This is a genomic window from Psychrobacter sp. 1044 (assembly GCF_904846525.1).
Lineage (GTDB): Bacteria > Pseudomonadota > Gammaproteobacteria > Pseudomonadales > Moraxellaceae > Psychrobacter.
Genome location: NZ_CAJHAZ010000010.1, coordinates 95440 through 108603, shown reverse-complemented (window position 1 = coordinate 108603; position 13164 = coordinate 95440). Strand labels below are relative to the sequence as shown.

General features: G+C 44.3%; 11 protein-coding genes. 2 read left to right on the top strand and 9 right to left on the bottom strand.

What is annotated here, in order from left to right:
* Positions 1-40 precede the first annotated feature (40 nt).
* From JMX82_RS08755 to JMX82_RS08740, 4 genes are all read right to left on the bottom strand, one after another.
* A complete protein-coding gene (locus JMX82_RS08755; RefSeq protein WP_060491697.1) occupies positions 41-658 on the bottom strand; it encodes a hypothetical protein in 618 nt (205 codons plus the stop codon).
* A 164-nt stretch (positions 659-822) separates the two neighbouring features.
* Complete coding sequence (locus JMX82_RS08750; RefSeq protein ID WP_201540236.1) at positions 823-1572, bottom strand: PhnD/SsuA/transferrin family substrate-binding protein; 750 nt, start codon at positions 1570-1572, stop codon at positions 823-825.
* A 3-nt stretch (positions 1573-1575) separates the two neighbouring features.
* On the bottom strand, positions 1576-2070 hold the full coding sequence (locus JMX82_RS08745) for a PAS domain-containing protein (RefSeq protein WP_055124629.1): 495 nt from the start codon (positions 2068-2070) through the stop codon (positions 1576-1578).
* Positions 2071-2342: 272 nt separating this feature from the next.
* Positions 2343-2705 (bottom strand): roadblock/LC7 domain-containing protein, encoded by a 363-nt coding sequence (locus JMX82_RS08740; protein ID WP_010201036.1) that lies wholly within the window; start codon positions 2703-2705, stop codon positions 2343-2345.
* Between the two features lie 636 nt (positions 2706-3341).
* Here JMX82_RS08740 and gdhA point away from each other — a divergent pair.
* Positions 3342-4688, top strand: a complete 1347-nt coding sequence (gdhA, locus tag JMX82_RS08735; protein ID WP_055124628.1) for an NADP-specific glutamate dehydrogenase — start codon at positions 3342-3344, stop codon at positions 4686-4688.
* 195 nt (positions 4689-4883) lie between these two features.
* Positions 4884-5468: a PepSY domain-containing protein gene (locus tag JMX82_RS08730; protein WP_201540235.1), complete on the top strand. Its 585-nt coding sequence runs from the start codon at positions 4884-4886 to the stop codon at positions 5466-5468.
* A gap of 173 nt (positions 5469-5641) precedes the next feature.
* On the opposite strand, the gene hutI is transcribed toward JMX82_RS08730, so the two are convergent.
* From hutI to hutU, 5 genes are all read right to left on the bottom strand, one after another.
* Positions 5642-6967: an imidazolonepropionase gene (hutI, locus tag JMX82_RS08725; RefSeq protein ID WP_201540234.1), complete on the bottom strand. Its 1326-nt coding sequence runs from the start codon at positions 6965-6967 to the stop codon at positions 5642-5644.
* A gap of 47 nt (positions 6968-7014) precedes the next feature.
* Positions 7015-8073, bottom strand: coding sequence for a formimidoylglutamase (hutG, locus tag JMX82_RS08720; protein ID WP_201540233.1), 1059 nt, complete (start codon positions 8071-8073; stop codon positions 7015-7017).
* Positions 8074-8096: 23 nt separating this feature from the next.
* Entirely contained in the window at positions 8097-9659 is a 1563-nt protein-coding gene (hutH, locus tag JMX82_RS08715) for a histidine ammonia-lyase (protein WP_201540232.1), read from the bottom strand.
* 119 nt (positions 9660-9778) lie between these two features.
* A complete protein-coding gene (locus tag JMX82_RS08710) occupies positions 9779-11140 on the bottom strand; it encodes a YjiH family protein (protein WP_201540231.1) in 1362 nt (453 codons plus the stop codon).
* A 70-nt stretch (positions 11141-11210) separates the two neighbouring features.
* Positions 11211-12929, bottom strand: coding sequence for a urocanate hydratase (hutU, locus tag JMX82_RS08705; protein WP_201540230.1), 1719 nt, complete (start codon positions 12927-12929; stop codon positions 11211-11213).
* Between the last annotated feature and the right edge of the window lie 235 nt (positions 12930-13164).

Below are 13164 nucleotides of genomic sequence, written 5' to 3'. Positions count from 1 at the left end.
GCGGCTACCATTGTGATGAAAGGGTTAAATCGGCGATAAATTAGGTCTTGATGGTCTGATCAAGATGCTGTTGACAGTTGTTCCAGCGCTCATCGAACTGCCAGTCGCTTTTACCCAAGCGAAACCATACTAACGAGAAGGCAAGTCGATCATTGCGAGCAATACAGTGAGCAAAGAATTCGTTTTCGATCTGCTCAATCGTGCCCCAATCCTTATCTTCACGCGCCTGCATGAGCTCAGCGGTGATGTCTTTGGATATTTCTTTGGCGTCATCGCTACTGATAAGCAATCGCTGTTTTTGCTCATTGAGAGACGGCGATATCAGGACACTCCAGCGAGTCGCCAGCATACTATTGCGTTGAATATATCGCTTCTTACTAATACAGTCGCGAAACCCTTGCTGGACATGAGGGTACAAGCGATCTTTAATACGCGTAAACAGGTTATTTACATCGTAAGGAATGTCATACCAACAGCCATAAAAGAAGTCTGCGACGGCACCTTGCAGCGGCTCTTTTTCGGTCAAAAGTAATGCGGCATTGATACGTTGTTCATGAAAATGACGGTTATTGGGTGCCAAAAACACTTTACGCGAATATAAACGAAATACTCGGCGCGCCTCCATCTCATTTTCTTTGATAAGGTCTAAATCAGACATAATAGTGTCCTTTAAGTCATAGTGTCTATTATATGGCTAACAGCTTATGGCTAACAGCTTATGGCTAATATCGTATGGTCAAAATGATATAGCCACTATTGAGTGACAATAGGCTATGACTTCACTAAGCGAAACGGTGCAACGTGCCAATTAATAAGTAATAATTAATCAAGTAAAGTTTGCATCAAATCTATCATAAATTCAGCATCTTCTTCGTCCATGGCTTCAAAACCTTGAGGCATGCCAAGTTCAGCCAATGCTTCTTTACCATCGTCATCATTATGCAAGTTCAGGATCGCATTCATGAATATTTCTGTATCAGGAAAGCCATCTTTAATCAGTAATACATGGCTAATATCTGCCAAATCACTTTCGATTAGCACTGACAGCTGAGTTTTGGTCAAGCGTGAAAAGCTATGAAAAATCTCTGCCAAGAAGAAAGCCGCTTGAGCATCACCTTTGATGACTTTACGGGCAGCTGCCTGATAAGTCTCAGTGATATCCCAGTTAAGATCAGACTCTTCTATATCCACAGCTTCTAGCAAGCGTAAGCCAATCAGCTTAACATCACGGTTGTCTGCCATTGCTACGGTCGCACCCGCTTTAATGTCTTCTAAGCGCTTGATATCACTGTTTGCCGCAGCAGCAATGACCATCTCATCCGATTTGCCGATAGGGCGTGCAACAGCGCGATAGCCTTGTTCACGGATCAAAGTAGCTGCATCAAATGGGTTGGCATAGATAACTTGAATGTCACCTGCCTCAATGATTTTCTCTTGTTCAGCATGTGAGGTAGGTATGTTCAGATGCATATTTAGGTTGGCACGTTTTTGAATCAAAATATTAAGCATGTGCCAGCCTGCAAAACGCTCAGGAGAAAAATCAGGGGCGATTAACATATTGTGTGTCGTCATGATTTAGCCTTCCTCATTTTGATTCATTTGGGCATACTGAGCCATAGCAGCTTCGATTTTGCTACGCGATGGCTTACGGCGTACCGAGGTATAACCCACTGTTTCGCCGCGACGAATGTTTGGCACAACGGTCGCATAGACCCAATAGTGACTACCATCTTTGCATAAATTCTTAACGTAGCCATGCCATTTTTGCCCAGCCGCTGCAGTATCCCATAAATCTTTATAAGCGGCTTTTGGCATATCAGGATGGCGCAAAATAGATTGTGGCTGACCAATAAGCTCATCAACGCTGTAGCCACTGATTTCGACAAAAGCATCGTTGACGTGAGTCAGCACACCATCCAAATCGGTGCGAGATACAATCAGCTTGCCATCAGGATAAGGGCGTTCAATACCAGTATCATAGACAGTCCGTGATGTACCATCATAATAAGTCAGAGTAATCTGCTCAGCGGGCATATCAGGCTTATGTGCATCAGGGATTGGAGAACCCATCGTAATCTCCTTTATTTATCGTTATATTTATAATGATTAAAAAGCCAATCTGGTGTGGTAGTTGTCGATAACATCAGGTTGCCTTTCAACTCAGTCGTCGTCCCAATATTTATCAGGCCATTATTCCATACAAATAATGTGTGCCATCTTAAATATTTTTTATGAGACAGTCACTTCATTTTGATTTAAAGTCATATTTATCAGTCGCGCTATGTGCTATATGACGTTAAATAATAAAAAATGTGTTATCGACAAAAATCCAAATTTATCAATTAGATAAGTTTTGCAAGGGCTTCTGAGGCACGCTTGATATCTAAGAATATCAAACCAAGTTTTGCATTTGGTTTTGCCATGATAGTAAGTACCGCTTCATCTCCAGATGAGGTCATAATCACGTAGCCTTTTTCACCTTGAATCATAATACGATCGATACTACCACGTGCCAACTCACGACCTGCGCGGTCACCCAATGACAATAAAGCCGCTGACATAGCGCCAACACGGTCTTCATCAACGCCCGTTGGTAGTGCTGAGGCAATCATCAGACCATCGTTAGAAATAAGGGCAGATGCTTCAACATCGGCTGATGAGCTGTTTAGGTCTTCCAAGATTTGCTGGAATGAATCTGTACGCATATCGCTTTCTCTATGACGGGTTATTAAATTGATAAAATAACAGTGAGTAATGGTGGAGAATAAATGTTGACTAAGTCGGCTATTATAAACCCTTGCTGTTAATATTGATATACATCAGCTCGAGCAAAAAGCCAAGTTTTTGGGTTTTTTATACCGTTTGGTGTTGATTATTGACCTTTCGTCTTTACTTAACGGTTATCAATACACAAATTTCCATTAATATTTGATTTATTGACCGATTAGAAAAACGAAAATTTTTTAGTAATACAGGACTATTTTTAGCACAATCAATGAGATCTGTAAGCTCATCAGTCGGCATCTCAAGGTGCTATGCAAAGGCGTACTCTAGACTGTACCAATAAAAATCGCTTATAACTTTTCATGATGGTGATATTTACTAGACTTATACGCCTCAAAAATGATATATATTATGAGATAAAAAATGTTCTTGTCTCTGAATGTGGCGTCTAGGCATAAATTCAGTCAGCTTTTTTAATCCCATTTGTCTCTACACAAGCCAGCGTGTCGGGGCAATTTCAGTTTTACACCAGTGTCTACAATCCTCTCGTTTGTTGTCATACGACGTGACATCGGTGTAAGTAAGCACGTTCACCATTTTTACCCTAAGGAAAAGATATGAGTATCAGTCAGGCCATCGAAAAAGTCGAAGCGCGTTATGCACATCAACCTGAATTCGTTCAAGCGGTAAAAGAAGTTGCAATTACGATTGCGCCGTTATACGACGCCCACCCAGAATATGATACTTTTAAAATATTTGAGCGCCTCGTTGAGCCTGACCGCGTTATTGCTTTTCGTATTAACTGGGAAAATGACCAAGGTGAAGTTCAGGTTAACCGCGGCTGGCGTGTCCAGTTCAGCAATGCCTTAGGTCCTTATAAAGGTGGCGTGAGATTTCATCCGACTGTCAACCAATCTGTGTTGAAGTTTTTAGGCTTTGAGCAAATTTTCAAAAACGCTTTGACTGGATTGCCAATGGGCGGCGGTAAAGGTGGCTCTGATTTTGATCCCAAAGGCAAAACAGACAGTGAAATCCGCCGTTTTTGCTATGCCTTTATGCGTGAGCTACATCACTATGTGAATAAAGACATCGATGTGCCCGCTGGTGACATTGGCGTGGGTGGGCGTGAAGTCAGCTATATGTTTGCTATGTATAAGAATTTAACGCATGAATACGGCGGCGTTTTGACCGGTAAAGGCGTTGGCTTCGGTGGGAGCTTGATGCGTACTGAGGCGACAGGTTATGGCGCGGTGTATTTCTTAGAAAACATGCTTACGGCGCAAAATGACGATATCAAAGGTAAGAGAGTATTGGTTTCAGGTGCTGGTAACGTCTCATTACATGCTGCTGAAAAAGCCCATATGCTGGGTGGCATCGTCGTTACTGTGTCAGACTCACAAGGGACTTTGTATGATGAAGCGGGTCTAAATCAAGAAAAAATTGATTGGCTCAAGGCGCAAAAAGCAAAAAGCAAACCGTTGGCTGAGTACGTCGATGTTTATGGTGGAGAGTGGTTTGCGAAGCAAAAGCCGTGGCAATTCAAAGGTGACATCGCGATTCCATCAGCGACGCAAAACGAAGTCAATGAAGAAGATGCCAAGCTCATGGTTGAAAATGGCATCACATACGTTGTCGAAGGTGCCAACATGCCATTGACTGCTGAAGCCATCGACTATATTCGTTTGCACCGGGTGCATTATGCCCCAGGTAAAGCCGCCAACGCGGGCGGTGTAGCAGTCTCTGCGCTTGAGATGTCACAAAACTCAGTCCGTCAGTATAAGAGCTTTGAGCAAATCGACTTGCGCCTCAAAAATATCATGAGAAATATCCATGACTGCGCAGCTGATGCCTCAGAACAGTATGGTCAAACGGATAATGGCTATATCAACTATATGGCTGGTGCAAATATCGTTGGCTTTAAACGAGTTGCTGATGCATTGGTTGCTTACGGTATTTTAAACTAAGCACTTTTATCATAGCCACCTATTAACGAATAACGCGTCTGTTTTAACGATAGGCGCGTTTTTTATGGATTAACTCTACCGTGAATAGTCAAAGTGGTTTTTATGAAGTGATACGATTGACCTATTGATAATGTGTGTTTTTTAAAAGATAATAATTTTAGAACACTCAATAAGATTAATTTTGTGGAGACCGTTATGAGCAAGATTTTCAAGCCATTTTCGCTAACGACTTTGGGTACTCATGCTGCAGTAGTAGTGGGTGCGGCTATGTTAACTACGACAATCTATGCATCTACGCAGCAACCGCTAGCAAGTGAGGTGCAAGCCGCCAAAGCCAGTAGAATAAGCTTACAACAAGCAATAAATATTGCGGCGAAAAAGTCATCTGGTCTATTGATGAGTGCCAGCTTTGATCACGATGATGATAAAGCGCAAGGCGGTGTGTATGAGATGGAATTTGTAACCAGTAGCCGAAACTATGAAATCAAAATTGACGCCATGAATGGTAGAGTGATTAGTACGGATGTGGAACGATTAGACAGTGATGATCTGGTAGATTATAAGGCACTTAAACAAGCGAAGATTGATGTTAAACAGGCAATGAAAATTGCTGAAAAACAATCGGGCGGGCGTGTTATCGAGATTGAGTTTAAAAACGACCGAGATTATAGTGATCATGCGTCCTATTATGAAGCTGATATCCTCAAAGGTAATAGTATCATTTGGCTAAATGTTGATGCCAATACTGGCAGTGTATTTAACAATAAGTTTAAGAAATAGCTAAGTAAGTTAGACAGATAGATAGATAGATATGATAGGTATCGCTAATAGTCGTTTTTCTCGCTACTCAGTTTTTTTGAAAATGGGATAGCAAAGCTGTGCATTTATTATTAAAAAAGCCCCAATCATTCAATGACTGGGGCTTTTTTAATGTGAGTAGTTAGATAAATTCGCTATACTGTCTCACGCCACTTGCCTTGAACCATAATGCCGTTAATAGGGTTTAGTCCCATCTGATAAGCCAAATCCGCAGGGCGGGCGATATCCCATAGGACTAAATCTGCATCACAGCCAACTTCTATTTTACCTTTATTAGATAGCCCCAGCGCTTGTGCTGCATAAACGGTTGAGCCTGCCAGTACCTCTTCAGTCGTTAAGTAAAATAGCGTACAGCCCATGTTCATCGCAAGCAATAATGAGGTAAGCGGTGAGGTGCCAGGATTGCAGTCAGTTGAAATAGCCATAGGTACTTGGTGCCTGCGTAATGCCTCAATGGGTGGCAACTTAGTGTCACGTAGCGTATAAAATGCACCGGGCAATAGAACTGCAACGGTATTGCTTGCTGCCATTTTTTTAATGTCGTATTCTGATACATGCTCTAAATGGTCGCTTGATAAACCCTTATATTCAGCAACCAAGGCGCTGCCACCTATGTCAGATAATTGCTCAGAATGTAGTTTGACTGGTAGGTTTAATGAGCGTGCCACCTCAAAAACGCGTCTGATTTGATCGCTACTAAAGGCAATATTTTCACAAAAGCCATCGACCGCATCGACTAAGCCTTCTGAATGCAAGATGGGTAGCCACTCGCAGACTTGCTCGATGTATTCGTCTGTGCGGTCCTGCACGTGAGACTTGTATTCAGGTGGTAGGGCGTGCGCCGCTAGATACGTGGTGCTCACATGGATATTGTGCTTGTCACCAAGTTGGCGGGCAACCGTGAGCATTTTACGTTCGGTGTCTAAATCTAAACCGTAGCCCGATTTGATTTCGATACTGGTGACACCCTCTTTCATGAGTGCGATTAAGCGTTTTTCACTTTGTGCAAATAGCGATTCAATATCGGCAGCGCGGGTGGCAGTGACAGTTGAGACAATGCCGCCGCCTTGTGCCGCAATGTCTTGATAACTAGCACCTTGCAAACGTGCCTCGAACTCGTTACTGCGATTGCCACCATAAACGATGTGAGTGTGACAGTCGATAAGTCCAGGAGTTATCCATTTACCATCTACGTCTGTGATTTGGTGGTCTTGATAGTGAGTCAGATGAGCAGTGATTTGATTGTGCTCACCAATCCAAGCAATGCTGCCATTTTTAATACCGATAGCAGCATTGTTTAATTGACCATATGGGATGCTATTTGCATGTTCATCTGTATACATGCCAAAACTATACTGCGCTGAAAAAGTCGCAAGATTGGCATTGATAAAAATATGATCAAATGATGCCATGCTAGCATCGTCGAGCGTGATCTCTGTCGTATTATTGGAATCATCCATAATGTTCTCCTGATTATTTTGCAGGCAGTGATTTTTGTTAGTAAGACTTAGATGACCAGTAAATGCTGCTCTATAATAGTCGCTAATAGTCTTGCCGCAACTTTACAGCTACGTGCATCAATATCAAAGGTGGGATTAATCTCGGCAATGTCGGCCATTTTTACTTTACCAGTAGCCATAATAGTTTTTACCATGCGTTCAACAAAACCAAGCCCAATACCATAAGCCGCTGGGGCACTCACACCGGGTACAACACTGGCAGGCAAGCAGTCCATATCGATGGTCAGATAGACCACATCGACCTGATTGATAAAGCTGATAACCTGATCAGCAAGTATCTGCCAAGGCTGATAGTGACAGTCTTCATCACTGATAACATGCACACCCAATTGCTCAGCGCGATCGAAAAGCGCCGCCGTGTTAGAGAAGCGACTGACGCCAATACAGCAATAATGAAAGGGCTGACCATGTGCATCAAGGTGCTCGGCAATTTGGCGAAACGGTGTCCCAGAGGTCGCTACATCAGACTGACGAATATCAAGGTGGGCATCAAAATTAATAATTCCGATAGTAGGTGCTGTATGTGTGCTGATAGTTGTATCGTTTTGACTTTCTAAAGCCTGCCATAACCCTAAAAAGCTGCCGTAAGCGATGGCATGATCACCGCCCAATCCGATAGGCAAACCGCCTTGCTTGACGATAGCGCTCACTTCCTCAGCATATTTAATCTGAGCTTGTTCAAGAGTATTCGTGGCAAAGTCATCATCGTCGTGACAATGAATGTCACCAGCATCACCCAATAAGGTTGATAATTGTCCATCAAAGCGCTGTTGCAATTCAGCGATGACTGGCAGCGTAGCAAATGCTCGACGAATTAATGGCGGGGCTGCTCTAGCACCCACGCGGCCTTGATTACGTCTGACCCCTTGATCACATGCAAAGCCAATTAGCCCAATATTTTGACTCTCATAAGGCTGAGCAAGCTGATACCAATAGCGGGCGCGTACCGTCTCAAATGGCTCGGCGCGCCCTGTCCATTGGGTCATATCAGCAGGGGTGTGGCCAATGTGAGTGGTAGTCGTTGCTGTTGTTCTCGCTATTGTCATCGCTGTTCTCTGCCCATTAATATTTATTTAGACTCGTACCAATCGCTGCGTAGTGACTGCCAATGTTCAGCAAGCGTACCGTCTAATACCAACTGCTTGGCCGCTTCAATATCTGGGGCGAGGTAGCGATCTTTATCATAGAAAGTCACTTGCTCACGTAGTTTTTGATGCGCCACAGTCAAGGGCTCTGACGTATCTAATCCACGATGGAAATCGATACCTTGACCAGCAGCTAATAGCTCAATGCCAATGATGGTCGCGGTGTTTTGCGCCATCTCGTATAGGCGGCGTGCGCAATAGGTGGCCATCGATACATGGTCTTCTTGATTGGCAGAGGTTGGGATACTGTCGACACTGCCTGGGTGAGCGATAGATTTATTCTCTGATGCCAGCGCGGCTGCGGTCACATGGGCGATCATAAAGCCTGAGTTGACCCCAGCGTTATCAACCAAGAATGGCGGCAGACCACCTGACAGCGTCGCATCGATAAGTAAGGCCACACGGCGCTCAGACATAGAACCAATCTCGGCAATTGCCAAGGCTAAAATATCAGCGGCAAAAGCGACTGGCTCAGCATGGAAGTTACCACCTGATATAGCCACTGGGCCATCTTCGTTATTAAAAATTAGCGGATTGTCAGTGACGGCATTGGATTCGATTAGTAGCGTTTTACCTGCTTGATTGATGATATCAAGACAGGCACCCATGACTTGCGGCTGACAACGCAAGCAGTAAGGGTCTTGAACTCTATCGTCTTGCTCGCCATCATGTGAGGCACGAATGGCACTGCCTTTGATTAGCTGACGGTGTGCTTTGGCGATTTCGATTTGACCATGATGACCACGCACTTCATGAATACGCGCATCAAATGGTGAGTCCGATCCTTTGGCAGCATCAATTGATAGGGAGCCAACGATAGTTGCTGTCTCCAGCAAATCACGCGCTAAGAAATAACCCCGTAATGCCAATGCGGTTGAGACTTGCGTGCCATTGATAAGCGCAAGGCCTTCTTTGGCTGCTAGGGTAATTGGCTCAAGTCCATGCTGTGCTAGCGCGTCTGCTGCAGGCACTTTTTTGCCAGCGACAAACACGTCACCTTCACCCATCATTGCAAGCGTCATGTGTGATAAAGGCGCTAAATCACCAGAAGCACCAACAGACCCTTTTGCCGGAATATTTGGCGTGATTTGATTATTGATTAAGGCAAGTAAGCTGTCCACTACCTCGCGGCGTACGCCTGATACACCTTGTGCTAGGCTGGCCACTTTCATCACCATAATCAGTCGTACCACGCCAGCAGGAAGTGCTTCACCAGTACCTACTGAGTGAGAAACAATCAAGTTGCGCTGAAGTAGCTCAAGCTGATCATCACTGATACGGGTCTTTGCTAACAGGCCAAAACCAGTATTGATTCCATAAGCGCTTTTGTCTCTGGCAATAATCGTACGCACATCTTCGTGTGAGGCATCGATAGCTTTATAAGCACTCTCAGGTAATGTCAATATGACAGGTTGCTCATAGATATCACGTAGCATCTTAAAGCTAAGCTGGCGAGGGTGTAGCGTTAATTTTTTGATATCGTTCATAGGGTGATCCTAGTATTGTAAGACATATGGGTTATATTATTTTTGATTCATGTCTTTGTTGAAATGACGTTTTTTAAATGTTTTTAGTTAACGTAATACCTGTTATTAAATTTGTTTCTTTAGCCAATCCAGTTGAAGTACATGGCTAGATGTCCGAATGCCGCAGCCAATAAAATACTGAGTACCACGCGCTCGAACCAGATAATGACCATTTTGCCGACAGATAATGGTATTTCAGTGGCAAGTACACAAGGAATCATGGCAGAGAAAAACAACACGCTGCTAATAGAGATGACCCCTGCAACATAGCGAGTCAATATATCAGCCTCACTGAGGAGTAGTGCTGGCAAGAACATTTCAGCCAATCCCGCTGACATACCTTTGGCGGCAACCAGAGGCTCTGGTAAGCCGCTAAGCCATGTAAATGGATAAAGAAGCAAGCCTAAAGCATCGAATACAGGCGTATACTTTGCTAATATCAATCCTGTCAAGCCAACCGCGATGATAGAAGGCACAATCGCCGCTGCCATCGTCAGCCCATCGCGAAAGTTAGACCATAAGATTTGTTTTAGGTCAGTGGCACGGCGCGAAGTGGACAAACCTAAATCAAATGCTGCCGCCAGACGTGTACCACGTCTATGGTCTAAAGCGGGACGTTCAACGCTATCATCAACAAGGCTAATGGGTGGAATACGAGCAGTAATCGCAGTAACGATAAAGGTAATCACTAGCGTAGACCAAAAAAATAGGTTCCAAAACTCCATCAGACCAAGCGTTTTGGCAACAATGACCATAAATGCCGCTGATACGGTCGAAAATCCAGTCGCAATGATAATGGCTTCGCGCGCTGAATATTGCTTTTGCAAATACACGCGATTAGTAATGAGCAGCCCGATAGAGTAGCTACCAACAAAGGATGCGACGGCATCAATCGCTGATGAACCTGGGGTTTTCCAGATAGGTTTCATGATCGGCTGCATGAGCACACCGACCATCTCGAGCAAACCAAAACCCACCAAAAATGCTAAAATTAATGCCCCAAGCGGTACAATCATACCAACTGGTAATGCCAGTTTTTCAAACAAAAACGGCAGCATGTCCTTTTCCATCATAAAGGCAGGCGCTACGTCAGCAACATACATCACTGCCAGTATCAGACCAATGATTTTAAAAACAGTCATGATTATATGGGTGATGTTTTTACGCCATGAGCCGTCTATAAATGGCTTGCTTACCCCAAAGATCATCAGTAAAAACAATAACGTCACAGACAATGTATGCTGCTGATTGACCAGATAAGTTGCCCCATGATCGAACAAAATCGTGCTTTTCTCACCAATGGTAAATGGCACAAAAAACATGACCAAACCGATAGCACTAAAGACTATCAACTGCAGTAACGCTACAGGTTTAGACAGTAGTGCTTCAGTTGGTGTCGCTGCTGCATCCTTGAGATTTAGTGTCGTATTTTGCTCAATCATATTATCCTCCTTGATAAAATGTCGATGATATCCTTATGTCAAGTAATCACTTATAAGGATAAAGGGTATGCTACTTAATCATCGGCAAATTTAGACCATAATCTTTCGCTGTTTTGATCGCTAGCTCATAACCTGCATCCGCATGACGCATAACGCCTGAGCCGCAATCATTGACCAGTACCCGCGCCAAGCGTTTGGCAGCGGCATCAGTGCCATCTGCGACAATGACCATACCTGAGTGCTGCGAGTAACCCATGCCAACGCCGCCGCCATGATGCAGCGATACCCAAGTTGCGCCGCCTGCGACGTTGAGCATACCATTCAATAATGCCCAATCAGATACCGCATCTGAACCATCTTTCATACTTTCTGTTTCGCGATTTGGACTAGCCACTGAGCCTGTGTCTAAATGGTCACGACCAATGACGATAGGGCCTTTTAGCTCGCCGTTTTTGACCATTTCATTGAATGCTAAGCCAGCTTTATCGCGTTCACCAAGACCTAACCAGCAAATACGGGCAGGCAAACCCTGAAACTGAATACGCTCTTTTGCCATATCTAACCAGCGATGGATATGTTGGTTTTCAGGGAACAGCTCTTTGATTTTTTGATCGGTCTTATAGATATCTTCTGGATCACCTGACAGCGCCACCCAGCGGAATGGGCCTTTACCTTGGCAGAACAGCGGACGAATATAAGCGGGGACAAAACCTGGGAAATTAAAGGCATCTTTAACGCCTTCATCAAAAGCCACTTGACGAATGTTATTGCCATAATCGGTCGTTGGAATGTCCATCGCTTGTAGATCTAGCATCGCCTGTACGTGTACGGCACAAGACTGAGCGGCTGCTTTGGTGAGTGCTGAATGTTGCTCTGAATCCTCTTGCGCAGCTTTCCATTCTTCTACTGTCCAGCCAACTGGCAAGTAACCATTGATCAAGTCATGTGCTGAGGTTTGGTCAGTGACCAAATCAGGCTTCATGCCACCATCGTGCGCACGCTTGACCATTTCAGGTAGGATATCTGCGGCATTACCAAGTAGGGCAATAGAGACCGCTTCACCTGCGTCGGTATGCTGTTTGATCAATTCATAAGCATGGTCGAGATCATCGGCTTGCTTATCGACATAACCAGTACGCAAGCGGAAATCGATACTAGACTGTTGGCACTCAATGTTCAGTGAAGTTGCCCCTGCAAAAGTAGCCGCAAGTGGCTGCGCGCCGCCCATACCGCCCAGACCCGCGGTTAAAATCCAACGTCCTGCCCAGCTACCATCATAATGCTGACGACCTGCTTCTACAAAGGTCTCGTAAGTACCTTGGACGATGCCTTGCGTGCCAATATAAATCCAGCTACCCGCGGTCATTTGACCATACATCATCAAGTCTTTGCGATCGAGCTCGTTAAAGTGCTCCCACGTGGCCCAGCGTGGTACAAGGTTAGAGTTTGCAATCAATACACGCGGGGCATTTTCGTGCGTTTGAAACACGCCAACTGGCTTGCCTGATTGCACGAGCAACGTCTCATCGTCTTCCAATTCTTTTAATGACGCTAAGATTTGATCGTAGCTTTCCCAATTGCGGGCTGCGCGTCCGATACCACCGTAGACGACTAAGCTTTTTGGGTTTTCGGCCACATCAGGATGCAAATTGTTTTGCAGCATACGATAAGGCGCTTCGGTTAGCCAGCTTTTACAATGTAGAGTACTGCCAGTGGGCGCGGCGATTTCGCGGCTCTCATCACGGCGAGTCAGCTTAGTCTCTTTATTGGTTCCATGGTCAGTAGTCATTATCATATCCTTGTGATATCTGTTAAGACGATAAAGTAATCAAAGTAAGTGTTTTACAGTCAGTCTATAAATTCAGCGAAACATCGATTAGATGACGCAGATTTTTTAGCACTGTCGTAAAGTTGTATATACAAATTATCAAAGATACTTTTTTCATGCAAGCAATATTTTATGAATGACTCAATTATTTTTGTGAGGGTTTTGGTAGATAGATAAATGTCACAGTATTTTGCCA